The organism is Ralstonia nicotianae (genome assembly GCF_018243235.1).
GTDB classification, from domain to species: Bacteria; Pseudomonadota; Gammaproteobacteria; order Burkholderiales; family Burkholderiaceae; genus Ralstonia; species Ralstonia nicotianae.
In genome coordinates, this window is record NZ_CP046674.1 from 3,110,756 (window position 1) to 3,135,922 (window position 25,167).

20 protein-coding genes are annotated in these 25,167 nt (G+C 68.0%); all 20 read right to left on the bottom strand.

The genetic code is table 11. The features are described 5' to 3' along the window. Nucleotides 1–67 precede the first annotated feature (67 nt). Entirely contained in the window at nt 68–1,855 is a 1,788-nt protein-coding gene (locus tag GO999_RS14300) for an acyl-CoA dehydrogenase C-terminal domain-containing protein (RefSeq protein ID WP_019717521.1), read from the bottom strand. Nucleotides 1,856–1,907: 52 nt separating this feature from the next. Then, a complete protein-coding gene (locus tag GO999_RS14305) occupies nt 1,908–2,498 on the bottom strand; it encodes a TetR/AcrR family transcriptional regulator (RefSeq protein WP_020831236.1) in 591 nt (196 codons plus the stop codon). Nucleotides 2,499–2,926: 428 nt separating this feature from the next. Next, the gene (locus tag GO999_RS14310) at nt 2,927–4,588 is read right to left on the bottom strand and encodes an acyl CoA:acetate/3-ketoacid CoA transferase (protein ID WP_211906330.1); all 1,662 of its coding nucleotides are present in this window, start codon (nt 4,586–4,588) and stop codon (nt 2,927–2,929) included. Between the two features lie 35 nt (nt 4,589–4,623). Continuing rightward, nucleotides 4,624–5,892: a cardiolipin synthase ClsB gene (gene clsB / locus GO999_RS14315; RefSeq protein WP_011000431.1), complete on the bottom strand. Its 1,269-nt coding sequence runs from the start codon at nt 5,890–5,892 to the stop codon at nt 4,624–4,626. After that, nucleotides 5,889–6,635, bottom strand: a complete 747-nt coding sequence (locus tag GO999_RS14320) for an endonuclease/exonuclease/phosphatase family protein (RefSeq protein ID WP_011000430.1) — start codon at nt 6,633–6,635, stop codon at nt 5,889–5,891. The genes clsB and GO999_RS14320 overlap by 4 nt, the downstream gene beginning before the upstream one ends. Before the next feature lies 1 nt (nt 6,636). After that, nucleotides 6,637–7,110, bottom strand: coding sequence for a dihydroneopterin triphosphate diphosphatase (gene nudB, locus GO999_RS14325; protein WP_016726635.1), 474 nt, complete (start codon nt 7,108–7,110; stop codon nt 6,637–6,639). A 76-nt stretch (nt 7,111–7,186) separates the two neighbouring features. Next, nucleotides 7,187–8,056 (bottom strand): hypothetical protein, encoded by an 870-nt coding sequence (locus GO999_RS14330; protein ID WP_064047608.1) that lies wholly within the window; start codon nt 8,054–8,056, stop codon nt 7,187–7,189. 174 nt (nt 8,057–8,230) lie between these two features. Further along, complete coding sequence (aspS, locus tag GO999_RS14335) at nt 8,231–10,054, bottom strand: aspartate--tRNA ligase (RefSeq protein ID WP_021155999.1); 1,824 nt, start codon at nt 10,052–10,054, stop codon at nt 8,231–8,233. A 90-nt stretch (nt 10,055–10,144) separates the two neighbouring features. Further along, entirely contained in the window at nt 10,145–10,876 is a 732-nt protein-coding gene (locus tag GO999_RS14340; protein WP_011000426.1) for a DUF502 domain-containing protein, read from the bottom strand. A gap of 28 nt (nt 10,877–10,904) precedes the next feature. Continuing rightward, the gene (locus GO999_RS14345; protein ID WP_019717515.1) at nt 10,905–11,243 is read right to left on the bottom strand and encodes an FmdB family zinc ribbon protein; all 339 of its coding nucleotides are present in this window, start codon (nt 11,241–11,243) and stop codon (nt 10,905–10,907) included. A 231-nt stretch (nt 11,244–11,474) separates the two neighbouring features. Next, nucleotides 11,475–12,914 (bottom strand): high affinity choline transporter 1, encoded by a 1,440-nt coding sequence (locus GO999_RS14350; protein WP_071089624.1) that lies wholly within the window; start codon nt 12,912–12,914, stop codon nt 11,475–11,477. A 260-nt stretch (nt 12,915–13,174) separates the two neighbouring features. Further along, complete coding sequence (locus tag GO999_RS14355) at nt 13,175–13,804, bottom strand: TPMT family class I SAM-dependent methyltransferase (protein ID WP_011000423.1); 630 nt, start codon at nt 13,802–13,804, stop codon at nt 13,175–13,177. Between the two features lie 22 nt (nt 13,805–13,826). Further along, a complete protein-coding gene (gene ubiB / locus GO999_RS14360; protein ID WP_087451588.1) occupies nt 13,827–15,404 on the bottom strand; it encodes a ubiquinone biosynthesis regulatory protein kinase UbiB in 1,578 nt (525 codons plus the stop codon). After that, nucleotides 15,401–16,054 (bottom strand): ubiquinone biosynthesis accessory factor UbiJ, encoded by a 654-nt coding sequence (locus tag GO999_RS14365; RefSeq protein WP_058907482.1) that lies wholly within the window; start codon nt 16,052–16,054, stop codon nt 15,401–15,403. Before GO999_RS14365 ends, ubiB begins: the two co-directional genes overlap by 4 nt. 125 nt (nt 16,055–16,179) lie before the next feature. Further along, a complete protein-coding gene (locus GO999_RS14370) occupies nt 16,180–17,229 on the bottom strand; it encodes a Tim44 domain-containing protein (protein WP_211906331.1) in 1,050 nt (349 codons plus the stop codon). 116 nt (nt 17,230–17,345) lie between these two features. After that, nucleotides 17,346–18,077 carry a bifunctional demethylmenaquinone methyltransferase/2-methoxy-6-polyprenyl-1,4-benzoquinol methylase UbiE gene (ubiE, locus tag GO999_RS14375; protein ID WP_011000419.1) on the bottom strand — a complete coding sequence of 244 codons (732 nt, stop codon included), beginning with the start codon at nt 18,075–18,077 and terminating at the stop codon, nt 17,346–17,348. 51 nt (nt 18,078–18,128) lie between these two features. Then, on the bottom strand, nt 18,129–18,545 hold the full coding sequence (locus tag GO999_RS14380; RefSeq protein ID WP_016724043.1) for a gamma-butyrobetaine hydroxylase family protein: 417 nt from the start codon (nt 18,543–18,545) through the stop codon (nt 18,129–18,131). Between the two features lie 25 nt (nt 18,546–18,570). Further along, nucleotides 18,571–20,415, bottom strand: coding sequence for an ABC transporter ATP-binding protein/permease (locus GO999_RS14385; RefSeq protein WP_011000417.1), 1,845 nt, complete (start codon nt 20,413–20,415; stop codon nt 18,571–18,573). An 88-nt stretch (nt 20,416–20,503) separates the two neighbouring features. Further along, complete coding sequence (locus tag GO999_RS14390) at nt 20,504–20,947, bottom strand: HIT family protein (protein ID WP_016726626.1); 444 nt, start codon at nt 20,945–20,947, stop codon at nt 20,504–20,506. Then, nucleotides 20,944–24,981, bottom strand: a complete 4,038-nt coding sequence (locus GO999_RS14395; protein ID WP_016724045.1) for a DUF3683 domain-containing protein — start codon at nt 24,979–24,981, stop codon at nt 20,944–20,946. Before GO999_RS14395 ends, GO999_RS14390 begins: the two co-directional genes overlap by 4 nt. Between the last annotated feature and the right edge of the window lie 186 nt (nt 24,982–25,167).

Here is a 25,167-nt window from a genome sequence, read left to right on the forward strand (position 1 = left end):
GCGGGGAGAGAGGCAGAGACGGGCGGGGCGACGCGGCTGCACGTCGCCCCGAGTTGGGGGGCGGCTGTCAGAACAGCTCGGCTTCGAGGTCCATCAGCGGCTTGACGCCCGCGCGCGCGGCGCGGATCTGGTACGCCGTCTCGGGCAGCAGCTTGGCGAAGTAGAAGCGCGCCGTCGCCAGCTTGGCCTTGTAGAAGGTGTCGCCGTTGCCCTGCTTGTCCAGCGCGAGCTTGGCCATGCGGGCCCAGAAGTAGGCGAACACCAGGTGACCGACCACGCGCAGGTACGGCACGGCGGCGGCGCCGACTTCGTCCGGGTTCGCCATCGCCTTCATGCCGATCTCCATGGTCAGCTTCTGGACCTTGTCGCCGATGTCGGCCAGCGGGTTGACGAATTCCTGCATGGCCTCATTGGTGCCTTCGGCCTCGACGAAGTCCTGCACGATCTTGCCGAACTTCTTCATCTTGGCGCCCATGTCGCCCAGGATCTTGCGGCCCAGCAGGTCCAGCGACTGCACGGTGTTCGTGCCTTCGTAGATCATGTTGATGCGGGCATCGCGCACGTACTGCTCCATGCCCCACTCGGCAATATAGCCGTGGCCGCCGAACACCTGCATGCCCTCGTTGGTGGCGGTGAAGGCGTTGTCGGTCAGGAAGGCCTTGATGACGGGCGTGAGCAGCGCGACGAGATCGGCGGCCTCCTTGCGCACCGATTCGTCCGGGTGCGACAGCTCGCGGTCGATCTGCAGCGCGATCCAGTAGGCGAAGGCGCGGCCGCCCTCGGCGTAGGCGCGCTGGGTCAGCAGCATGCGGCGCACATCCGGGTGCACGATGATGGGGTCGGCCGGCTTGTCCGGCGCCTTCGGACCGGAGAGGCTGCGCATCTGCAGGCGCTCCTTGGCGTAGGCCGCCGAGTTCTGGTAGGCCACTTCCGTCAGGCCCAGGCCCTGCATGCCGACGCCCAGGCGGGCGGCGTTCATCATCACGAACATGGCGTTCAGGCCCTTGTTCGGCTCGCCGACCATCCAGCCGCGCGCGCCGTCCAGGTTGATCACGCAGGTGGCGTTGCCGTGGATGCCCATCTTGTGCTCGATGGAGCCGCACTTCACGCCGTTGCGCTCGCCCGGGTTGCCGGCGGCATCGGGGATGAACTTCGGCACCACGAACAGCGAGATGCCCTTGGTGCCGGCCGGCGCATCCGGCAGGCGGGCCAGCACCAGGTGGATGATGTTGTCCGACAGGTCATGCTCGCCCGCCGAGATGAAGATCTTCGTGCCGGTGATGGCGTACGCGCCGTCGGCCAGCGGCTCGGCCCTGGTGCGCAGGATGCCGAGGTCGGTGCCGCAATGCGGCTCGGTCAGGCACATCGTGCCGGTCCACTCGCCCGACACCAGCTTGGGCAGGTAGCGCTGCTTGAGTTCATCCGTGCCGTGCGCGTGCAGGGCCTCGTAGGCGCCGTGCGACAGGCCGGGGTACATCGTCCACGCCTGGTTGGCCGAGTTCAGCATCTCGTAGACGGCGTTGTTGACCAGGATCGGCAGGCCCTGGCCGCCGAATTCCGGATCGCAGCCCAGCGCCGGCCAGCCGCCTTCGACGTATTGCTTGTACGCTTCCTTGAAGCCCTTGGGGGCCGTCACGACGCCGTCGCCGTGGTAGGTGCAGCCCTCGCGATCGCCCGACTGGTTGAGCGGGAAGATGACTTCCGAGCAGAACTTGCCGGCTTCTTCGATCACCTGGTTGATGGTATCGGCGTCGATCTCCGCATGCGCCGGCATCGCCTTCAGATGCCCCTCGACATCGAGAAGCTCATGAAGGACGAACTGCATATCGCGCAACGGTGCGGTGTATTGACCCATCTGGGACTCCTTGGTTGTGCTGCGCGACGACCGCTAGGTGTGCGATGCCACGTCAGGTTCGGTAAGACTGAATCAGTTTGTTGAGCGCCACCATGGCCAGCTCGGCGCTGTCGGGCACCCGCAGGAAACGCGCGTCGTGATGCAGGCCCAGCTCCAGGCTGTACATCTCGAACAGCATCAGCTTCGGATCGGCCTCGGCGCGCAGATGGCCTTCTTCCTTCGCCTGCTCGATCGCGCGGGTCAGCGCCGCCCGCCAGATCGTGACGCTCTTGACGAGTTCGTCGCGCACCGGGCTCCCGGCGCGGTCGTCGTACTCCACCGCGCCGCTGATGTAGATGCAGCCCGTGGTGACCTCCTGGATGCGCCGCTCCATCCAGCGGCGCACCAGGCTCCACAGGCGCGGCAGCCCGCGCGGTTCCGTCAGGCTCGGGTAGAAGACTTCCCGCTCGAACCGGCGGTGATACTCGCGCACCACCTCCACCTGCAGATCCTCGCGCGAGCCGAAGTGCGCGAACACGCCGCTCTTGCTCATCTGCATGCGCTCGGCGAGCACACCGATCGTCAGCCCTTCCAGTCCGTCGCGCGATGCCAGTTCCAGCGCGGCATCGAGAATCGCGGCACGCGTCAGCTCGCCCTTGCGCATCGGCGTGGCTGCTGCATGGTTCGACTCAGGACGGGCGGTGGGGTGACGCATGATGATTTCTCTCCGTTCATTTCGGGGGCATGACACGCTGGCACGTCGCGCTCTCGCTGGGCGCCGTTCGCGTGCCGTGCAAGGCCGTCAGTCGGCCTGCACGCACACTCTAGCCCAAAATCGAACGGTCGTTCAATTATTCACAGCCGCTCGCTTCAGCGGCAAGTGTTTTATTAGAAAACCGCATCTAAACAAAAGCACCGCGGTGCACGCCACGGCATTGCAGCACGCGGCGCGCAAACCCCGTCGGGACAAGGCTTTGCGCGATGTGCGCCGCATCACGAAAACACGCGCGGCGCAACATCAACGGCCCCGATCTAGTACTACCGATCAGTAAATAGAACGCGGCCGCAAGACACGGAAAACACCCGCCCCGATCATGCCGCCGCCCCGCCGCACATCGGACCGCGGCGGAAGATGCGGTGGTCCATCTCGCGCAGATCGGCTGCCACGGCAACCTCGGCGGCGCACTGGTCGAGCACGTCGCGCCGCAGATCAATGCCGGGAGCGATTTCCGTCAGCGTCAGCCGGCGCCCGCCGTGGCCGTCGTCGCGCATCTCGAAGACCGCGCGCTCGGTCACATAGCGCACCGGAATGCCGGACCGCGCCGCGTACGCCCCGTTGAAGGTCAAGTGCGACACGGCCGGCACGATCTTCTTCAGGCGCCCTTCGCGCACGATGCGCAGGCGGCCGTCTTCAGCCTCCACCTGCAGGCCGCCGGCCGTGAGCGTGCCCATGAACACCAGGGCCCGCGCGCTCTGCGTGATGTTGATGAAGCCGCCGACACCCGCGACGATCGTGTCGTCGCCTTCACCGAACAGGCTGACGTTGACGTTGCCCTGCCCATCCAGTTCGGCCAGGCCGAGAATGGCGAGGTCAATGCCGCCGCCCTCGTAGAAATCGAACTGCGCCGGCTGGTCGACCACCGCCTCCGGATAGGCCGATGCGCCGAAGCTCAGCCCATCGGCCGGCGTGCCGCCGATCGGCCCGGCCTCGACGGTCAGCGTGAAGCCGCGCGCGCCCTCCTGCTCGGCCAGCGCGCCGACGGCGGCGGGCATGCCCACGCCCAGGTTCACCACGCGCGGCCGCCGCGCCATCAGCTCCAGCACCGCGCGCCGCTGCACCAGCGTGCGGGCATCGAGCACGCCGTGCAGGCTGGCCTGCAGCGCCGCGCCGGCTTCCAGCGCGTCCTCGCGCAGCTGGATCGCTTCGCCCTGCCAGGGCCGGAGGTAGGCCGGGTTGAACGCCTCACCGAACGTCATCTGGTGTTCGGCCGAATCCTCGGCCACGACGACGTAGTCGACCAGGATGCCCGGCACGTGGACCGCCTGCAGGTTGTCGTGCCGGTCCACCAGCCGCCGCACCTGCGCGACGACGATGCCGCCCGCATTGCGCGCGGCCTGCGCCATCGCCAGCAGCTCGTGGTGGAAGGCTTCCTCGTGCGTGCTGATGTTGCCGCGCGGGTCGGCCGCGGTGCCGCGCAGGAAGACGCAATGCAGCGGGAAGCGCGGATAGAACAGGTAGTCCTCGCCGCGAAAGCGCTCGTATTCGACCCACGACGCGGTGCCGGCCGCGCGGGCCGCCCGGGCGCGCGCGTTGATGGCCGCGCCCTGGTAGCGCGCATCGAGCGAGGTCCGCGGATCGACAAAGGTATGCAGGCCGATCCTGGTCAGCACGCCCGGCTTGCCGCCGGCGATGGCGCGGTACAGGTGCGTCAGCACGCCCTGCGGGAGGTTGAAGGCCTCGCACTGCTCGGCCAGCGCCAGCGCGGCCAGCCGCGTCGCCGAGCGCCAATGGCCGCCGACCACGCAGCGCGTCATGCCGGGGTTGCCGAAGTGGTTGACGCCGCGCGTGGTACGGTCGCCCTGGCCGGCGGAGTACACCAGCGTGAGGTCGCGCGGTTCGCCGGTGGCCAGGAAGCGGCGTTCCAGCGCGTGCGTCACCGCCTCCGCGTGGCCCGCGCCGACGAAGCCGGCGCACGCCACCGTCCAGCCCGGCTGCACCAGCCGCGCCGCTTCCTCCGCCGTGATGACCTGCATGTCCCCTCCGTGTGATTGCAGGCGCCCGCCTTGCGTCAGTAGTGCGCCGCGCGGCCGCTGATGACGACGCCCAGCCGCACCAGCCGATACGCGCACCAGTCGACCACGCGCCACCACCAGGGCCGGGCCGCATGCGCATCGGCGAGGATCGGCCGCGCATGGCGCGCAATGGCGTCTTCCAGCGCGGCGCGCAGCTGCCCGGCGACCCCCGCGTCCCAGGCGACCACGTTGGCTTCGCGCGCCAGCAGCAGACTGAACGGATCGATGTTGCTCGAACCCACCGTCGCCCAGCGCCCATCCACGACCGCGACCTTGGCGTGCAGGAAGCTGGCCGTGTATTCGTGGATCTCCACGCCGTCGCGCAGCAGCATGTGATACAGCGAACGCGTTGCGTAATGCTGCACCGCATATTCGACATGGCCCTGCAGCAGCATGCGCACCCGCACGCCGCGGCGCCGGCACGCGGCCAGCGCGCGCATGAAGCGCACGCCCGGCAGGAAATAGGCATTGGCGATGATCACCTCGTGCCGCGCCGTGCCCAGCGCGCGCAGGTACTCGCGCTCGATGGCGCGGCGGTTGCGCACGTTGTCGCGCAGCACCAGCGACGCCAGCACGTTGTCCGGCGCCTGATCGTGCTGCGTCCCCGAGGCACCGCGCCGCCCCGGCTTGGGCGTGTCGGTCATCACCGGAAACTCGGCGGCCACGCCGGTCACGCCCACCTCGCGCACGCCGGCGAGCAGGCCCGTCTGCCACCACAGCCGGTCGACCATCAGCGCGATCTGGCCGACCAGCGGCCCGCGCACGCGCACGGCGAAGTCATAGCGGGCACCCAGTGCGTCGTCGCGGAACGGGGTGTGGTTCAGGTCGTCGATGATGTTGATGCCGCCGACGAACGCCACCTCGTCATCGATCACGGCGACCTTGCGATGCAGGCGGCGCAGGTAGCGGCGCTGCAGGCGAAAGCCGCGCACCGGCCGGTACACCCGCCAGGCCGCGCCGGCCGCATCCAGCATCGCCGCGATGCCGGCGGGCAGCGTGCCGGTGCCAAAGCCGTCCACGGTGACGCGCACGTCCACGCCGCGCCGCGCCGCGCGCGCCAGCGCCTCGGTCACGCGGCGCCCGGTGTCGTCGTCGATATAGATGTAGGTTTCCAGCGCGATGCGGCGGCGCGCGGCATCGATGGCTTCGATCAGCGCGGGAAAGAACGCGGCGCCGCCGTGCAGCAGGTCGATCCGGTTGCCCGGCAGGGGCTTGCCCCGCCGCCACTCCGAACGCAACGGCCCGGCATCGCGCGCGACCTTCATGAGCGCGACAGTTCCGCCAGCAGGGGCACGTGATCGGACCGCTGGGCCCAGTCGCGGCCGGTCAGCGCATGTGCGCGGTCGATCTCGAAGCCGCGCACATAGATGCGGTCCAGCCGCAGCCACGGCAGGTGGCTCGGAAAGGTGCGCAGCGGCCGCGCGCCGGCAGCCTTGTCGGCCACCTCGGTGACGCCCAGCGCCTGGCAGATGACGCGGTCGAGCCGGTTGTTCCAGTCGTTGAAGTCGCCCGCCACCACCAGCGGCGCATCGATGGGCACCACCGAGCACACGCGCTCGATCAGCGCCTCGGCCTGCCGCCGGCGGCTGCGTGCGAACAGGCCGAAATGCGCGCACAGCAGGTGGACCTCGCCAAACCCCAGGTCGGCGACGGCATGCAGCAGCCCGCGCTGCTCGAAGCGATGGTCGGAAATGTCGAGGTTCTCCGACAGCAGGATCGGATAGCGCGACAGGATAGCGTTGCCGTGGTGCCCGTGGTCGTACACCGCATTGCGGCCGTACACCGTGTGCGGGTACACGTCGGTGGCCAGGTATCGCAGCTGGGTGTAGTGCGGGTCGAACAGTTCAGCGGCCACCAGGCGGTCGTTGCGGTCCTGCACTTCCTGCAGGAAAACGATGTCGGCGTCCATGGTGTGCAGCCCTTGCCGCACATCGTGCACCCGCACGCGCCGCGCGATGCCGGTCACGCCCTTGTGGATGTTGTAGGTGGCGACACGCAGGCGCAGCATCTCAGGCCCGGTCCTTTGCCAGCGCGGCCGCGTCGGCCAAGCGCGCGGGCAGCTGCAGGATCGCCTCGCCGTTGCTGCGCGAGAAGCAGCGCGCGGCGGCCTCGCGGTACGGCAGCCACTCGGCCTGCAGATGCTCGCGCGGCGACAGCCGCACCGGCACCTCGCCGCCGACCAGCAGGCCGAACCAGTGTTCGGTGTTGCGCGTGACGCCCGGCGCGTAGCGGTGGCGCCAACGCGGGTAGATCTCGTATTCGATGTGATGGCCCCAGTCGATGAGCCGGTGCTGCATCGTGTCGATGCCGGTTTCCTCCAGCACTTCGCGGCGCGCGGTCTCGGCCAGGAGCTCGTCCGGGGTGTCACAGCTGCCGGTGACGGATTGCCAGAAACCCGGGTGGTCCGCCCGCTCCATCACCAGCACCTGGAGATCAGGCGTGTGGATGACGACGAGGACGGAAACGGGAATCTTGTGCGGCATGACCAGGAGAAGCAACGGATGGCGCGAGCGCGCCACGGTCCGATAGCTTACCGCAGCCGGACCGCGGCGGCGGCACTCAGCCGGCGCGCAGCGGCCCCTGGCCGGCCCGGGCCCGCGACAGCCACAGCGCCGTCTCATCGCTCGCGGTCTCATGGCCGAGTTCGCGGCGCGCCATCGCCAGCAGCGGATCGAGCGCCGCCACGTAGGCTTCGGCGGCGTGATGCGACTGCAGCCACAGCACATCCGCGCGTTCGACCAACTGCTGGCGCAGCGCCGCCTGCTGCGCGGTCAGCTCACGCTCGCGCGTGCCGAGCGCGTTGAATTTCTGGATCAGGAAGCGCTGCACCTCGGTCTGCTCGGATTGCGCGTTGGCCTGCTCGAAGCGCACCACGATGGCGGCGGTCTCACGCTCGATGCGGTGCAGCTCGTCGCGGCCGTCATGCCCGGCGGTCTCCAGCGCCTGCAGCGCGCGGCGCTCGGCCAGCAGCGCGCGGGCGTGGTCGGCGAAGCAGCGTTCGGCGGTGAGGTAGGCCTCGGCCAGCGGGCGCGGCGCGTCATACAGCAACGGGTGGACCGGCGTGTTGCCTGCCACCGGTGGCAGTGCCGTGTCGGGCATGCGCAGATTGGCCACGCCGCGCAGCCAAGCCATGCGTTCGGCGGCGGCGCGGCCGAGATCGCGCAGCGCTTCGGACAGGCCGGCACCGGACGCCGGCACGATCGGCACGGTCGTTCCCTGTGCGCCCTGCGCCGCAGCGGCGATTTCCGGTACACACGCGGCCACGGTGGTCGCCACCGCCTCCGCCATCGCAATGGCGGCGCGGCGTGTCGCGCGGCGGATCTCGATCCAGGCCAGCGCGATCACCACCAGCGCGGCAATCAGCCAGGTCAGCAGAAATGCGGCGTGCGCCACCACCCAGGCACGCACGAAGTCGATGGTTTCACTCAAGGCGTCTCTCCTCGCTCGTCAAACACGGTGACAGCTAGAAAAGACCGTGCCCGGCCGCCATCGTTCCTGGCAAGCGACGCGCGCACCACCCATGCCGCATCCGCGCGGCCCAAAGAAAAAACCGCGCCGCCCTTGCGGGCCGGCGCGGCTTGCGTCCAGCGGGAAGCGCGTCGGTCAGGCCGTGGCCGCCGCCGGCGCGGCGACCTTGGCCTCCGCCGCGCGCAGGCGGATGTGCAGTTCGCGCAGCTGCTTCTCGTCGACCGGGCTCGGCGCCTGCGTGAGCAGATCCTGCGCACGCTGCGTCTTCGGGAAGGCGATCACGTCGCGGATCGAGTCGGCGCCGGCCATCATCGTGACAACGCGGTCCAGGCCGAACGCGATGCCGCCGTGCGGGGGCGCGCCATACTGCAAGGCGTCCAGCAGGAAGCCGAACTTGGCGCGCGCTTCTTCATCACCGATCTTCAGGGCGCGGAACACCTTGCTCTGCACTTCTTCACGGTAGATCCGCACCGAGCCGCCACCGATTTCCCAGCCGTTGAGCACCATGTCGTAGGCCTTGGCGATGCACTTGCCCGGATCGGTTTCCAGGTATTCCAGGTGCTCGTCCTTCGGACTCGTGAACGGGTGGTGCATGGCCACCCAGCGCGCGTCTTCCTCGTCGTACTCGAACATCGGGAAGTCGACCACCCACAGCGGCTTCCAGGCGTCTTCGAACAGGCCGGTGCTCTTGGCGAAGTCCGAATGGCCCACCTTCAGGCGCAGCGCGCCCATGGCGTCGTTGACGACCTTGGCGCGGTCGGCGCCGAAGAACAGGATGTCGCCGTCTTGCGCGCCGCTACGCTTGAGGATCTCGGCGATGGCCGCGTCGTGCAGGTTCTTCACGATCGGCGATTGCAGGCCGTCGCGGCCCTTGGCCACTTCGTTGACCTTGATCCAGGCCAGGCCCTTGGCGCCGTAGATCTCGACGAACTTGGTGTAGGCGTCGATGTCACCCCGCGACAGGGCAGCACCGCCCGGCACACGCAGCGCCACCACGCGGCCGCCTTCGGCGTTGGCCGGGCCGGAGAACACCTTGAAGTCGACGTCTTTCATGGCGTCGGTCAGCTCGGTGAACTCCAGCTTCACGCGCAGGTCCGGCTTGTCCGAACCGAAACGGGCCATCGCCTCGCGGAACTCCATCACCGGGAACTTGGCATCCAGCGCGACCGACATGGTGTTCTGGAACACCGTGCGGATCATTTCTTCAAACAGATCGCGGATTTCCTGCTCGCTCAGGAACGACGTTTCGCAGTCGATCTGGGTGAATTCGGGCTGGCGGTCAGCGCGCAGGTCTTCGTCGCGGAAGCACTTGGTGATCTGGTAGTAGCGGTCGAAGCCCGACACCATCAGCATCTGCTTGAACAGCTGCGGCGACTGCGGCAGCGCGAAGAACTGGCCGGCGTTCACGCGCGACGGCACCAGGTAGTCGCGCGCGCCTTCCGGCGTGCTCTTGGTCAGCATCGGCGTTTCGATGTCGATGAAGCCCTTGTCGTCCAGGTACTTGCGCACTTCCATCGCCACCTTGTAGCGCAGGCGCAGGTTGTATTGCATCTGCGGGCGGCGCAGGTCCAGCACGCGGTGCGTCAGGCGCGTGGTTTCCGACAGGTTGTCGTCGTCGAGCTGGAACGGCGGCGTGACGGAGGCGTTGAGCACCGTCAGCTCATGGCACAGCACCTCGATCTTGCCGCTGGCCAGGTTCGGGTTGGTCGTGCCTTCCGGACGCGCACGCACGATGCCCTTGACCTGCAGGCAGAACTCGTTGCGCACGCCTTCGGCCACCTTGAACATCTCCGGACGGTCCGGATCGCACACCACCTGCACCAAGCCCTCGCGATCGCGCAGGTCGATGAAGATCACGCCGCCGTGGTCACGCCGGCGATGCGCCCAGCCCGACAGGGTGACGCTCTGGCCCAGCAGTTGTTCGGTGACCTGACCGCAATATTGAGTACGCATTTGCATGTTGTGGTTTTCCGCGAAGCGCGCCGCCAACACAGCGACACGCGTGAAAGTTGATCGAGAAGCCGGCGTGAATCGGTTGGGACGACCGGCTCAGGGGGCGGACACGGCGCCACCACCATCGGGCAGCGCCTGCGGATTCGAGGGGCCGCGCGGCACCTGGGCCGGCGACCGGTCCTCCGATTCGGGTGATGGCGGGTCCATGCGTCGCGGCAGCGACTCCGGCGCCACCACGCCCATCGACACGATGTACTTGAGCGCCGCATCCACCGTCATGTCCAGCTCGATGGTGTCGGCCTTGGGCATCATCAGGAAGAAGCCGGACGTCGGGTTCGGCGTGGTCGGCACATAGACGCTGACATATTCGCCCTGCAGGTGGTTCTCCACGTCGCCGCCGGGGCGGCCGGTCAGGAAGGCGATCGTCCACGAGCCTTCACGCGGATACTGCACCAGCAGCGCCTTGCGGAACGCATTGCCGTTGGACGACAGCAGCGTGTCGGAAACCTGCTTGACGCTCGAATAGATCGGCCCGACCACGGGGATGCGCCCCAGCAGCGCCTCCCACCACAGCACCAGCTTCTGGCCGATGAAGTTGTGCGCGAGCACGCCCACGATCAGGATGAACAGCAGCGTCAGGATCGCGCCCAGCCCGGGAACACGCATGCCGAACAGGCGGTCCGGCTGCCAGGCCGCAGGCAGCAGCGCCAGGCTCTGGTCCATCGTGCCGATGATGAGCGACAGCACCCACAGCGTGATCGCAAGCGGGACGAGCACCAGTAGACCGGTCAGGAACCATGTCTTGAGGGCGCTGGTTTTCTTGTTCATGGGAACAGGCGGCCGAAGGTTGAGGCGTTCAATGGCACGCGCACGACGCGCCGCAGCCACCGGAAGCCGCCGCGCCGGCCGAGGCCGTGCCGCTGTCGGAGGCGGCCGAGGCAGGGGCGGCAGCGTCGCCGGAGGCGGTGCTGTCGGTCTTGGCCGCGGCGCTGGTCGCCGACGTGCCGCCGGAGCCGCCGCGGAAATCCGTCACGTACCAGCCCGAGCCCTTGAGCTGGAAGCCGGCTGCGGTCAGCTGCTTCTTGAACGCCGGCGCATTGCATGCGGGGCAATCCGTCAGCGGCGCGTCGCTCATCTTCTGCAGCACATCCTTGGCGTGGCCGCAGGCGTCGCATCGATAAGCATAGATCGGCATGGTGTCCTCACCTGGAACGAAACGTAGATCTCGAAAAAGCAAAAAGCGGGTGCCAGCACAGTCCGCACGGCACGGGCCCGCGGAATCTCGGGGCGCCGGCGCGGATTGCAAGTGCCCGCACGCAAAGCCTTGAATTATAAACCCTTTCCGCAAAATCCCCGACGGCGGATTCGCGGCATCCGACGCAGCGCGCCACAATGTGGCCCGCCCTGCCCGCGGGAACGCCGCGCGTCAGGCCTGTGTGACGGGCTCGCTGGCCGGAACGCGATCGCGGATCCATTGCGGACCCAGCGAGCCGATCACCATCGCCCCCAGGCTGGCCAGCAGGCCGACCAATTGTGGCGGGAACATCGCATCAGAGAGGAACACCTCGCACCAGATCCACACGGTCAGCCCGAGGGCGATGGCCAGCAGGCCGCCCTGGCGCGTAGCGCGCTTCCAGAACAGGCCGAACGCCAGCGGCACGAAGGCGGCGACCAGCGTCACCTTGTAGGCATTCTCCACCATGTGGAAGATCGACAGATGCGAGTTGAGCGCAAACAGCGTCACCAGCGCCGTGAAGACCAGCACCACCGCCTGCATCACGCGCAGGAAGCGCTTGTCGTCCATGCGCGGCAGCATCGGGCGCAGCACGTTTTCGGCAAAGGTGACCGACGGCGCCAGCAGCGTCGCGCTCGCGCAGCTCTTGATGGCCGACAGCAGCGCGCCGAAGAACATCACCTGCGCGACCAGCGGCGCGTGCTCGAGCACCAGCTTGGGCAGGATCAGCTGCGAATCGGTGTTGATGTACCTGGCGACCATCTGCGGGTCGATCAGCGTAGCCGAATACGCCAGGAACATCGGGATGAAGGCGAACAGGAAATACAGCACGCCGCCCAGCACCGAGGCCGTGCCGGCGATGCGCTCGGTGCGCGACGACGTCACGCGCTGGAACACGTCCTGCTGCGGAATCGAGCCGAGCATCATGGTGATCCAGGCCGTCACGAAGCCGATCACCTCGATCGGGTTGAACGCCGGCCAGAACGAGAACTTGCCCGCCGCCGATGCATGCGCCACCACCGTGGCCACGCCGCCGGCCTGGCCCGAGACCTCCCAGCCGATGTACATCATGCCGATCACGATGATGATCATCTGGATGAAGTCCGTCACCGCCACCGACCACATGCCGCCGAACAGCGTGTAGACCAGCACGCTGGCCGCGCCGATCATCATGCCGGTCTGCTGCGACAGCCCGCCGTCCGAAACGGTATAGAACACCAGGCCCAGCGCCTTGATCTGCGCCGCCACCCAGCCCAGATAGGACACGACGATGCACAGGGTGGTCAGCACCTCGGCCACGCGGCCGAAGCGGTTGCGGTAGAAGTCGCCGATGGTCAGCAGGTTCATCCGGTACAGCGGCCGGGCGAAGAACAGGCCCACCAGGATCAGGCACAGCGACGACCCGAACGGATCGGCCACCACGCCGTGCAGGCCCTCCTTGAGGAACACCGCCGGAATACCGAGCACCGTCTCGGAACCGAACCACGTCGCGAACACCGTGGCGGTGACAACGTAGAACGGCAGGCCGCGGCCGGCCACCGCGAAGTCGGCCGTATTGCGCACGCGCAGCGCCGCCCACAGGCCGATACCGACCGAAATCACCCAATAAACAATGACGAACCAGATCAGCATGGCACTCGATTCACGGAAGAACAGACTCTGGAAATCCCGTTGGCGGCCACGCCGGCGCCGGGCGAAATGGCGGGATTATAGCGATGGGACACCCCTGCGGGGCATTGGGGCGGCCACGAAAGCGGACCAGTTTGCCACTTTTTTAAGCAACGAGCCGCAACAGGCGTCCGCAGGCTTTTTCCGGGTGATCGGCCATGTTGCTCAGCACCAACACCGTGCCCTGCCCCGGGCGTGCCCCTGTGGCGCTAAAGGCGCCGGAGTCAGTCGGCGCGGCGGCGCCAGACCTGCCAACGCTCGCGCCCGGCGAACACGGGTATCGATTCGTTCTCTGGGACCAGCGCATCGGCAATCCGCTCGAAGGCCGGCGACAGCAGCGCCTCCTGCTCCTGCGCCGTGATCTCGAACGGCGGCCCGCTAGGCGCGGCGGCCCGGCCGTCGACCACAACGAAGAACCCGGCCAGCAACCCGCCGGGCGGCAGCAGCCGCGCGACCTGCGTGGCGTAATCCGCCCACAGCCGGCGCGGCATCGCGCACAGGAAGGCGCGCTCGTAGATCCATTGCACCGGCTGGCGCGGCGTGAACCGGAAAAAATCGGCCAGTTCGACCACGCCGGCATGCGGCCCCAGCACGGCCTGTGCGGAGGCCACCGCACTCGGCGCGAAGTCGATGGCGGCGACGGGCCAGCCACGCTCGGCCAGCCAGCCCGCCTCGTAGGCGCTGCCGCAGCCGGGGATCAGCGTGGAGAGCGGCGCGGGCTGCGCTTCGCAGAACTGGCGGAAGGCCGGCGGCACGCCGTGCGCGTCCCAAGGCATGTGGTCGCGGCTGAAGCGCTCGTCCCAGAACGCGGGGGCGGCGGCATCGCGAGTGGTGAAGACGGGCGGTTGGGCCATGCGGGTCAGAGTCGGTCGGCGGTCAGTGGTGGGCCAGCCACGCCAGCACATGCGTGGCAATGATGCCGACCGCAAAGCCGCCGATGAACAGCAGCGCCGCCGACAGCAGGCGGTTGGTGCGGCGCTGCTCGGCCAGCAGCGCGCTCAGCGTGGCGGTCTGAGCGCTGCCGTTGTCGCGGGCGTGGCGCTCCAGGATCTGGTGCGCCAGGCGCGGGAAGTCCGGCAGCATGTTGGCCCATTGCGGCGCCTCGATCTTGAGGCGATCAACCAGGCCGCGCCAGCCGATCTGCTCGTGCATCCAGCGTTCCAGGAATGGCTTGGCGGTCTTCCACAGATCCAGGTCCGGATCGAGCTGGCGGCCCAGGCCCTCGACGTTGAGCAGCGTCTTCTGCAGCAGCACCAGCTGCGGCTGCACTTCCACGTTGAAGCGGCGCGAAGTCTGGAACAGCCGCATCAGCACGAGCCCCAGCGAAATCTCGCCGAGGGGGCGATCGAAGTACGGCTCGCAGCAGGCGCGAATGGCGCCTTCGAGCTCCTCCACGCGGGTCTCTTCGGGCGCCCAGCCGGATTCGACATGCAGCAGCGCCACACGGTGGTAATCGCGCTGGAAGAAGGCCAGGAAATTCTGCGCCAGGTAATTCTTGTCGAATTCCGACAGCGCCCCGACGATGCCGAAATCCAGCGCGATATAGCGGCCCAGGGACTCGGGCGCCACGCTCACCAGGATGTTGCCGGGGTGCATGTCGGCGTGGAAGAAGCCGTCGCGAAACACCTGCGTGAAGAAGATCTCCACGCCGTCGCGCGCCAGCTTATGCGTGTCGACGCCGGCCGCACGCAGTTCGTCGGCGTGCGAGACGCGCACGCCGTGCATGCGCTCCATCACGAACACCTCAGAGGTGCACCAGTCCCAGAACACCTCGGGCACCAGCAGCAGCTCGGACTTGGCGAAGTTGCGGCGCAGCTGGCTGGCGTTGGCGGCCTCGCGCATCAGGTCGAGTTCGTCGTGCAGGTACTTGTCGAACTCGGCGACCACCTCGCGCGGCTTCAGGCGCTTGCCGTCCGCCCACAGCTTCTCCATCCACGTGGCCACGTCGCGCATCAGCGCGAGGTCGCTGTCGATCACCGGCAGCATGCCGGGACGCAGCACCTTCACGGCCACCTCGCGGCCGTCGTCGGGACCGCCGCGCAGGGTGGCGAAGTGCACCTGCGCGATCGAGGCGCTGGCCACCGGATGATGGTCGAAGCGATGGAACAGCGCCGACAGCGGCTTGCCCAGCGATCGCTCGACAATGGCGGCCGCGATCTTGGGGTCGAACGGCGGCACACGGTCCTGCAGCTTGGCCAGTTCGTCCGCCACATCGGGCGGCAGCAGGTCGCGACGCGTGGACAGGACCTGCCCGAACTTCACGAAGATCGGGCCGAGCTGCTCCAGCGCCAGGCGCAGGCGCTCACCGCGCGGGCGTGTCTGCCTGCGGCCGAGGGTCAGCACCCAGACCAGCGCGCGGATGCGCCGGCTCTTGAAGCCCGACAGCGCGAGCTGATCCAGCCCGTGATAGAGGATGACGAAGATGATCTTGCACAGCCGGAACAAGCGCGTCATGCCGATTCGCCCGCCCGTGCCGTCGAGGTCCCGCGCGCGGCGCGTTCGAGCCGCTCCAGCCGCTTCTCCAGGCGCGCCGCATCATCGCGCACGGCCGCCACGTCCGCGGCGAACTGCGCGAGCCGGGCATGGCGCACCAGCGTCGGCTGCTCGTCGGTCAGGTAGGACGCCACCGCATCCACCAGCGAACGGCCCACGCGCGTCGCCTCGGTGCGGATCGACTGGGCGCCCCGCACCATGCGCTGCGCGAGCACATCGCCGAACACGCGCGACAGATCTTCGGCCGCATCCCAGCGCACGTTGCGCAGCAGCGTCGACAGCACGTTGGCGAATTCGGCCTCACCGTCGATGCGCACATGCTTGAGCACGGCTGCCTGGCCACCGGTGGCGTAATCGCCCACGGCGGCCGCGAGCGGCACCACGACCCGGACGGCCGGCTCGACACCAAGTTCGGGCGACGTCACCAGGCCACCGGCATCCACCTGCAGCGACAGCGAGAACGGCGCGAGATCGAAATGCGCGACACGGCCCGCGAACGGACGCAGCATCGCCTGGGCCCAGGGCTCCTGCCGCAGCAAGTGATTGAGCGCGAGCAGCAGCGGCTGCATCAGCGCAACGGGAAACGGGGACGAAGAGGCAGTCGAAGACATGCGGCGATGGAAACCGGAAACGGGCTAGCCGGTGGGCAACAAAAAAGGCCCGAACCGGACGGTCGGGCCCTATTTTACGGGCAATGCCGGGAGGGCCGGTTTGACCGCCCTCCAAAGCGTGAAGGTTATTGCAACTGCTGGATACCGGCCAGCACCCAGCCGCCGCTGCCCTGGGTCGGCTTGGTCAGGTTCCACACCTCGGCGAACGGCTGTGCCGGCGCGCTCGTCTCTTCGCGGATCATGCCCGAGAAACGCACGCTGGCCAGGTATTCGGCCGGATGCGTCTCGATGCCGAGCAGCTCGGCCTCCACCGACACCACGTCGGTCTTGTTGGGCACGGTGCCGCGGTCCGTCAGGTCCATCTTGATCTCGGCGAACATCTCCGGCGTGGTGAACTCGCGGATGTCGTTCAGGTTGCCGGCATCCCACGCGGCCTGCAGCCGGACGAAGTAGACCTTGGCGTTGCGCAGGAAAGCCTGCGTGTCGAAGTCGGCCGGCACCCCCCACGGCTGCTGCGCAGCGGGCGCCGCGGCCGGCGCGTTGGCCGCCGGCGCGGCCGGGCCACCGAGGCTCCAGGCTTGCGCCGCGGTCTGTGCGCCCACGCCCAGGCCCGACGTATTACCCGCGCTGCCAGTGCCGGTCGACGCCGCGACCGGTGCGGCCGGCTGTGCCGCGGGTGCGGCCGGCGCCGGCACATAGGGTTCGCGGTCACCGCTTAGCGACGGACCGCCGGTGGCGTACGCCGGCTCCTGCGGACGGCTGCCGCGCAGCTTGCGGATGATCCACATCACCACGAAGGCGATGATCGCGATCAGGATCAGGTTCGACAGCAGCGACGCCAGACCGGCGCCCAGGCCGAACTTGGACAACAGGTAACCGAGGCCCAGGCCCGCGGCCAGGCCACCCAGCATGGCGCCCCAGTTGCGGCGCGGCTGCTGCGCCGGCATCGGCGCGGGCGCCGCCGGCGACGGCTGCGCGGTCGGCGCCGCCTGCTGCTGGGTCGGTGCGGGCGTGGTCGGCGGCGTCTGCTGACGCTGCGTCACGGTGGACGATTGCTTGCCGAAGCTGCGGCTGCCGCCGCCGATGCGCTTGGCGTTGGCATCCATGGCCGCGCCCAATGCGAGCGTCGCAACCAGTGCGGCCGTTACGAGTTTTCCACCCCAATGCAATTTCATCGCTGTCATCTCTCCTGTGGCAGTGACGCCCCATCAGATGATGACGCCCCCGCCGGAATTCAATGTGACGGATCGTGGCATGACGCCGCAGCGCGCCACATCGCCCATCCAACGGATCAGAGACGCCGGCCGACGTGCAGCGCGACGACACCCGCCGTCAGATTGAAGTATTCGACCGAGTCCAACCCGGCCTGTTCCATCATCTGCTTGAGCGTTTCCTGATCCGGGTGCATGCGGATGGACTCGGCCAGATAGCGGTAGCTCTCGGCATCGCCGGCGACCTTGCTGCCCAGCCACGGCAGCACCTTGAACGAGTACACGTCGTAGGCCTTCTCCAGCGGCTGCCACACCTTGGAGAACTCCAGCACCATCACCTTGCCGCCCGGCTTGACCACGCGACGCATCTCGGCCAGCGCACGATCCTTGTGCGTCATGTTGCGCAAGCCGAACGCAACTGTCACGACATCGAAGTAAGCGTTCGGAAAGGGAATGTGCTCGGCATCGCACAGGCAGGTGGGCGTGAGCACGCCGGCATCGAGTAGGCGGTCACGGCCCACGCGCAGCATCGATTCGTTGATGTCGGTCAGCCACACCTCGCCGGTAGGGCCGGCCTGGCGCGCGAAGGCCTTGGCTAGGTCACCGGTGCCGCCGGCGATGTCGAGCACCTTGTAGCCCGGGCGCACGGCGGCCTGGGCGATGGTGAACATCTTCCACAGCCGGTGCATGCCGCCGGACATCAGGTCGTTCATCACGTCGTACTTGCTGGCGACGGAATGGAACACGCCGGCGACCTTGCCGGCCTTCTCGCGCTCGTCGACCTGCTGGAATCCGAAGTGGGTTTGGCTCATGACGGAATGGGGTTGCGATGCGGCGCGCCTGCGCCGCGGAGTGAATCGGAATCAGTGGCCGTGGCCGCAGGCATGGCCGGCGCCGGGCGCCATCGGTGCGTCGCGGTCGAGGCCCGCGGCGGCGAGGCGATCGAGATAGGCCTGCCACAGCGCGTCCTGCTCGGCGCCGAGGCGGTACAGATAGGCCCAGTCGTAGATGCCGGAATCATGGCCATCGGAGAACAGCGGGCGGATCGCGTAGTTGCCAACCGGCTCCACGCCGACGATGCCGACCTCGCGCTTGCCGGTCTGCAACACCTCCTGCCCCGGCCCATGCCCCTGCACTTCGGCCGACGGCGACAGCACGCGCAGGTATTCGAACGGCAGGCGGAACTGCTTGCCGTCGGCGAAGGCGATCTCGAGCACGCGCGATTGCGTGTGCACCGTGATGCCGGTCGGCTGCGGAGTGTCGGCGGTGAGTCCGGCCATGGAAAAACGTCTCGGGAATTGCGGATCAGGAAGCCGCCAGCGCCATGTGCGCAGGCTCCTCCACCACGCGATAGCTTACCGCAGTCAGTGCGTCGCCCTCCGGGACATAGCGCAACCGGCGATGATGGAAACGCGCCACCGTGCTGCGGTGCGCCACGCTCACCAGGGTCACCTCGGGCATCGCGTCGAGCATCAGGCCGTACATGAAGGCTTCGGTGTCCTCGTCGAGTGCGCTGGTGGCTTCATCCAGGAACAGGTAATCCGGGCGCTGCAGCAAGGCGCGCGCGAAGGCCAGGCGCTGCTGCTCGCCGGGCGACAGGCGCAGGCTCCAGTTGCTGACTTCGTCCAGCAGGCCGACCAGCGCCGGCAGGCGGCAGGCGACCAGGACTTCGGCCAGGCGCTCGGCGGCGTACTCGGTGGGCAGATCGGGATAGCACAGCGCGTCGGCCAGCGTGCCGGCGGGCAGGTAGCTGCGCTGCGGCAGGAACAGCACGCGGGCGTCGTCGGGGATGTCGATGCGGCCGGTGCCGTAGGGCCAGATGCCGGCCACGGCGCGCACCAGCGTGCTCTTGCCGCAGCCGGAGGGGCCATTGACCAGCACGCGCTCGCCGCGGCCGATGGCCATGTCGAACGGCTCGACCAGCACGTCCTGCGGCGCGCGGCCGGGCAGGTTCAGCGCCAGGCCGTGCGCTTCGATGGCGGGCACGGCGGCGGCATCGACCTCGATGTCGCGGATGCCGGCGCGGCGCTCCTCTTCGCGCTCGGCGGCGCGCATGGCGCGCTGGAATTCGATCAGGCGGTTGGTGGAGGCCTTCCAGCTGACCAGCGTGCTGTAGTTATCGACGAACCAGGACATCGCCCCCTGCACCTGGCCGAACGCCGTGGCCACCTGCATCATGCCGCCCAGCGTGAGCGTGCCGCCGAAATAGCGCGGCGCCGACACCAGGAACGGGAAGATGATGGCGAACTGTCCATAGCCGGAACTGGCGAAGTTCAGACGCAGGGTGTAATCCATCAACTGATTCCAGTTGGCGCGGATGCGTTCGAAGCGGCCGCGCAGGATAGCCTTCTCGGTCGGCTCGCCACGGTAGAGCGCAATGCTCTCGCTGTTCTCGCGCACGCGCACGAGCAGGAAACGGAAATACGCCTCGTAGCGCTCCTGTTGAAACGACAGCCCGATCAGCGGCCGACCCACGAAATGGATGGCCACCGAGCAGACAACCGAATACAACAGCGCAAACCACACCATATAGCCCGGGATGACGAAGTCATGCCCGCCCAGCGCGAACGCCAGCGGCCCCGACACCGCCCACAGGATGCCGAAGAACGAAACCAGCGTCACCGCCGAATTGAGGAAACCCAGCGCCAGCGTGAGGGTGGCATCGGTGAAGTTGCGCAGGTCGTCGGCGATTCGCTGGTCGGGGTTGTCGGCCGTGTGGGTCTGCTCCAGGCGGTAGAAGGCCTGTTTGCCGAGCCAGCCGTCAAGGAAGCTGCCGGTGATCCACGTCCGCCAGCGCATGCGCAGCATCATCGTGTAGTACTGGCGCAGCACGGAGGCGACGATGATCAGCGCGGCGATCCAGGAGAAGCGCCCGAGCTGGCGCCAGAATTCGGCCTTGTCCTTCTGTTCCAGCGCGTTGTAGAACAGCCGGTTCCAGTCGGTGAACAGCACGTTCATGTAGACCACGAACAGGCTGAGCGCGACCACCAGCGCCAGCAGGCTCCAGGCCTTGTAGCGGTCTTGCGAGAACCAGTAAGGCTTGATGAGCTGCCACGTCTCGGACAGGTTGAGCCGGCCGTGGTGAACGGTCAGCTCGGCGATCGAGTCCTTGTGGCTATCGGGCGTGGCGGCGGTGCGCGGTGTCGTCATGGCGAGGTCGTTGACACGACAGGAGACGGAATGAACATCTGACGGGCTGCGCGCGACGGGGTTCCGCGCAGCCTCGCGTGGGCGTGGCTCAGGCGTCGGCCAGCGCGGCCTGCAGCGCGTAGGACAGCGCCGGCAGCCTGGCGGCGACCTCGGCCATCCGCGCCGCATCGGGCTCGCGCTGCGCGGCGGCCCAGACGGCCTCCGGGAAGTGCGTGTCCCAGCGGTAGCGCGGGATGACGTGCCAGTGCAGGTGCGGCACGAAGTTGCCGAAGCTGGCGAGGTTGATCTTGTCCGGCGCCAGCACTTCGCGCTGCACGCGCTCGACGCGGGCGACCACCTCCATCAGCCAGCGGCGGTCAGCCTCCATCAGGTCGGTCTGCTCGGCGACGTGGCCGTTCCAGATGACGCGGCAGAAGCCCGGAAAGCGCGCGTGCTCGACCAGCACCACGCGCGCCCGGGCATTGCGCCAGACCGGCTCGCCGCCGTCGCCCTCGCACAGCGCGCAGCCGGCCACGCGCGCCCCCGCCGTCACACCAGCACCCGCTCGATACCACCGGCGTTGGCATGGGCGACGTAGTCCTGCAGCCAGGTCTCGCCCAGCACATGGCGCGCCATCTCGACCACGATGTAGTCGGCCTGCACCGAAGCATCCTCGCTGTAGCGCGACAGGCCCTGCAGGCACGACGGGCAGCTGGTGAGGATCTTCACGTCGCCGCTGAAGGCCTCGCCGCCCTGGCCGCTGGCCTGGTCAAGCTGGCGCAGCTTGTCGGCGCCCTTGCGCATCTCTTCTTCCTTGCGGAAGCGGATCTGCGTGGAGATGTCCGGACGCGAGACCGCCAGCGTGCCGGACTCGCCGCAGCAGCGGTCGTTCTTCTCGATCGCGCGGGTCTGGCCGTCGGCGCCCTTGTTGCCGCCCATCAGCTGGTTGACCAGCTTGGTCGGGTCCATGGTCTTGATCGGGGTGTGGCAGGGGTCGTGGTACATGTAGCGCACGCCCTGCACGCCGTCGATCTTGACGCCCTTCTCCAGCAGGAATTCGTGGATGTCGATGATGCGGCAGCCCGGGAAGATCTTGTCGAATTCGTAGCCGGCCAGCTGGTCGTAGCACGTGCCGCAGCTCACCACCACCGTCTTGATGTCGAGGTAGTTGAGCGTGTTGGCCACGCGGTGGAACAGCACGCGGTTGTCGGTGACGATCTTCTCGGCCTTGTCGTACTGGCCATTGCCGCGCTGCGGATAGCCGCAGCACAGGTAGCCCGGCGGCAGCACGGTCTGCACTCCGGCGTGCCACAGCATCGCCTGCGTGGCCAGGCCCACCTGCGAGAACAGCCGCTCCGAGCCGCAGCCCGGGAAGTAGAACACCGCCTCGCTGTCGGGCGTGGTGACCTTCGGGTCGCGGATGATCGGGACGATCTCGTTGTCCTCGATGTCCAGCAGGGCGCGAGCCGTCTTCTTGGGCAGGTTGCCCGGCATCTTCTTGTTGATGAAGTGGATCACCTGCTCGCGCACCGGCGGCTTGCCCACCGTGGCGGGCGGATGCGCGGTCTGCTTCCTGGCGAATTTCTTCAGGATGTCGTGCCCCAGGCGCTGCGCCTTGTAGCCCCAGTCGATCATCACCTTGCGCGTGAGGTTGATGGTCTCGGGATTGGTCGCGTTCAGGAAGAACATCGACGCGGCGGTGCCGGGGTTGAACTTCTTCTGCCCCATCTTGCGCAGCAGGTTGCGCATGTTCATCGACACGTCGCCGAAGTCGATCTTGACCGGGCACGGCGTGGCGCACTTGTGGCAGACCGTGCAGTGGTCGCCCACGTCGGCGAACTCTTCCCAGTGCTTGACCGACACGCCGCGGCGCGTCTGCTCTTCGTACAGGAAGGCCTCGATCAGCAGCGAGGTGGCCAGGATCTTGTTGCGCGGGCTGTACAGCAGGTTGGCGCGCGGCACGTGGGTGGCGCACACCGGCTTGCACTTGCCGCAGCGCAGGCAGTCCTTGATGCTGTCCGAGATGGCGCCGATGTCGCTCTGCTGCATGATGATCGACTCGTGCCCCATCAGGCCGAACGACGGCGTGTAGGCATTGCGCAGGTCGGCGGCCGGCGCCTGCGGGTCGTTCAGGTCGCGCAGCAGCTTGCCCTTGTTGAAGCGGCCGTTCGGGTCGACGCGGCGCTTGTAGGCGGCGAAGTCGGCGATCTCGTCGTCGGTCAGGAACTCCAGCTTGGTAATGCCGATGCCGTGCTCGCCCGAGATGACGCCATCGAGCGAGCGCGCCAGCGTCATGATGCGGGCCACCGCCTTGTGGGCGTCCTGCAGCATGTCGTAGTCGTCCGAGTTGACCGGCAGGTTGGTGTGCACGTTGCCGTCGCCCGCGTGCATGTGCAGCGCCACGAAGACGCGGCCGCGCAGCACCTGCTTGTGGATCGCCTGCGCTTCGTCGAGGATCGGCTTGAACTCGCCGCCGTTGAAGATCTTGCGCAACTCGGCGCGGATCTCGGCCTTCCACGACACGCGGATGGTGCGGTCCTGCAGCAGATGGAACAGGTTGGCGTCCGGCTGGACCTGCAGGCGCTCGTCGATGGTCTGGGCGAGGTAGCCCAGGCCCAGGCCGATCAGGCTGGCGCGCGCGGCATTGACCGGCGTGTCAAGATGGTCCAGCAGGTACTGCCAGCGCGCGCGGGTGGCGCGCAGCAGCTGCTGCGCCTGCTGCACGCGGTCTTCCAGCAGTTCGGCGCTGGGGATCTCGTTGGCGTCGTCGGTGCGGCCGAGCGGCAGGTCGGTGCGCGCGAAGAACGCCAGCAGCGCGTCTGCCAGCTTCAGCTTGTTCTTGACCGACAGCTCGATGTTGATGCGCTCGATGCCGTCGGTGTACTCGCCCATGCGCGGCAGCGGGATCACCACGTCTTCGTTGATCTTGAAGGCGTTGGTGTGCTTGGCGATGGCGGCGGTGCGCGAGCGGTCCAGCCAGAACTTCTTGCGCGCCTCGGGGCTCACGGCGACGAAGCCTTCGCCGCTCTTGCCGTTGGCCAGGCGGATGACTTCCGAGGTGGCGCGCGCCACGGCATCGTCGTCGTCGCCGACGATGTCGCCGATCAGCACCATCTTCGGGAAGGCGTTGCGCTTGCTCTTGGTGGCATAGCCGACCGCGCGCAGGTAGCGCTCGTCCAGGTGCTCCAGGCCGGCCAGGATGGCGCCGCCGGGTTTCTTGGTCTCGGCGTCGAGGTAGTCCTTGATCTCGACGATGCTCGGGATCGCGTCGCGCGCCTGGCCGAAGAACTCCAGGCACACGGTGCGGATCGACTTGGGCATGCGGTGCAGGACCCAGCGCGCGCTGGTGATGATGCCGTCGCAGCCTTCCTTCTGCACGCCGGGCAGGCCGGCCAGGAACTTGTCGGTGACGTCCTTGCCGAGGCCTTCCTTGCGGAACTTGCGGCCTTCGATGGTGAGCGACTCGGTGCGCAGCGGCTTGCTGCCCACGGGCGCGTTGCCGTCGAACCACTTCAGCTCGAAGGTGGCGACCGGCGCGTCGTGGATCTTGCCCAGGTTGTGGTCCAGGCGCGTGACTTCGAGCCAGTTGCCGTCCGGATCGACCATGCGCCACCAGGCCAGGTTGTCCAGCGCGGTGCCCCACAGCACGGCCTTCTTGCCGCCCGCGTTCATGGCGACGTTGCCGCCGATGCACGAGGCGTCGATCGAGGTCGGGTCCACCGCGAAGACGAGACCGGCGCGCTCGGCGGCCTCCGCCACGCGGCGCGTCACCACGCCGGCGGCCGAATAGATGGTGGCGACGGGGTGGTCGACGCCGGGCAGGTCGGTCATCTCGACCGCATCCAGGCGCTCCAGCTTCTCGGTGTTGATGACGGCCGAGAACGGCGTCAGCGGCACGGCGCCGCCGGTGTAGCCGGTGCCGCCTCCGCGCGGGATGATGGTCAGGCCCAGCTCGAAGCAGCCCTTGACGATGCCGGCCACCTCGTCTTCCGTGTCCGGCGCCAGCACCACGAACGGGTACTCGACGCGCCAGTCGGTGGCGTCGGTGACGTGCGACACGCGCGACAGGCCGTCGAACTTGATGTTGTCCTTGGCGGTCACGCGGCCGAGCACCTTCTGGGCGCGGCGGCGCAGGTCGTACACCTGGGCGAATTCGTCCTCGAAGGCCTTGACGGCGCGGCGCGCGTGCACGACCAGCTGCTCGACCTTGCGGGAGCGCTCATCGCTTTCCGGGTCGTTGTGCGCGGTCTGGTCGGCGGTGCGGCGCTTCTCGATCTCCGCCAGGCGGTGATTGAGCGCGTCGATCAGCATCTGCCGGCGCTTGGGATTGTCGAGCAGGTCGTCCTGCAGGTACGGATTGCGGCGCACCACCCAGATGTCGCCCAGCACTTCGTACAGCATCCGCGCGGAGCGGCCGGTGCGGCGTTCGCTGCGCAGCTCGTCGAGGATCTGCCACGCAGACTCGCCCAGCAGACGAATGACGATTTCCCGATCCGAGAACGAGGTGTAGTTATAGGGAATCTCGCGCAGCCGTGGCGCGGCGTCCTGCGCCGCGAGTTTGGCGTCGATCAGCAGTGGGGCATTCATGGCGAGCCGCAGGGAGGGGCGCGGCTAGGACGGAGACGATCCCCGCCGCGCGGTCATTAAAGGGGAATTGTACTGCAAGGCGCCCGCTTGACGCATTGCAGCAACGGTATCCCTGCACCGAACATGGGCGCCAAAACCATCGCGTTTTCAACGGGTTGCGGAAATACCGGCGCGCGGCGGGCCCGA

Bases quoted from the DNA above. Each gene is read 5' to 3' on its own strand.
- GO999_RS14300 (WP_019717521.1), bottom strand. From the start codon at position 1,855: ATGGGTCAATACACCGCACCGTTGCGCGATATGCAGTTCGTCCTTCAT.
- ubiE (WP_011000419.1), bottom strand. From the start codon at position 18,077: ATGAGCCAAACCCACTTCGGATTCCAGCAGGTCGACGAGCGCGAGAAG.
- GO999_RS14385 (WP_011000417.1), bottom strand. From the start codon at position 20,415: ATGACGACACCGCGCACCGCCGCCACGCCCGATAGCCACAAGGACTCG.
- GO999_RS14310 (WP_211906330.1), bottom strand. From the start codon at position 4,588: ATGCAGGTCATCACGGCGGAGGAAGCGGCGCGGCTGGTGCAGCCGGGC.
- aspS (WP_021155999.1), bottom strand. From the start codon at position 10,054: ATGCAAATGCGTACTCAATATTGCGGTCAGGTCACCGAACAACTGCTG.
- GO999_RS14365 (WP_058907482.1), bottom strand. From the start codon at position 16,054: ATGTCTTCGACTGCCTCTTCGTCCCCGTTTCCCGTTGCGCTGATGCAG.
- GO999_RS14355 (WP_011000423.1), bottom strand. From the start codon at position 13,804: ATGGCCCAACCGCCCGTCTTCACCACTCGCGATGCCGCCGCCCCCGCG.
- ubiB (WP_087451588.1), bottom strand. From the start codon at position 15,404: ATGACGCGCTTGTTCCGGCTGTGCAAGATCATCTTCGTCATCCTCTAT.
- GO999_RS14380 (WP_016724043.1), bottom strand. From the start codon at position 18,545: ATGGCCGGACTCACCGCCGACACTCCGCAGCCGACCGGCATCACGGTG.
- GO999_RS14395 (WP_016724045.1), bottom strand. From the start codon at position 24,981: ATGAATGCCCCACTGCTGATCGACGCCAAACTCGCGGCGCAGGACGCC.
- GO999_RS14370 (WP_211906331.1), bottom strand. From the start codon at position 17,229: ATGAAATTGCATTGGGGTGGAAAACTCGTAACGGCCGCACTGGTTGCG.
- GO999_RS14340 (WP_011000426.1), bottom strand. From the start codon at position 10,876: ATGAACAAGAAAACCAGCGCCCTCAAGACATGGTTCCTGACCGGTCTA.
- clsB (WP_011000431.1), bottom strand. From the start codon at position 5,892: ATGAAGGTCGCGCGCGATGCCGGGCCGTTGCGTTCGGAGTGGCGGCGG.
- nudB (WP_016726635.1), bottom strand. From the start codon at position 7,110: ATGCCGCACAAGATTCCCGTTTCCGTCCTCGTCGTCATCCACACGCCT.
- GO999_RS14305 (WP_020831236.1), bottom strand. From the start codon at position 2,498: ATGCGCAAGGGCGAGCTGACGCGTGCCGCGATTCTCGATGCCGCGCTG.
- GO999_RS14320 (WP_011000430.1), bottom strand. From the start codon at position 6,635: ATGCTGCGCCTGCGTGTCGCCACCTACAACATCCACAAGGGCGTGACC.
- GO999_RS14350 (WP_071089624.1), bottom strand. From the start codon at position 12,914: ATGCTGATCTGGTTCGTCATTGTTTATTGGGTGATTTCGGTCGGTATC.
- GO999_RS14345 (WP_019717515.1), bottom strand. From the start codon at position 11,243: ATGCCGATCTATGCTTATCGATGCGACGCCTGCGGCCACGCCAAGGAT.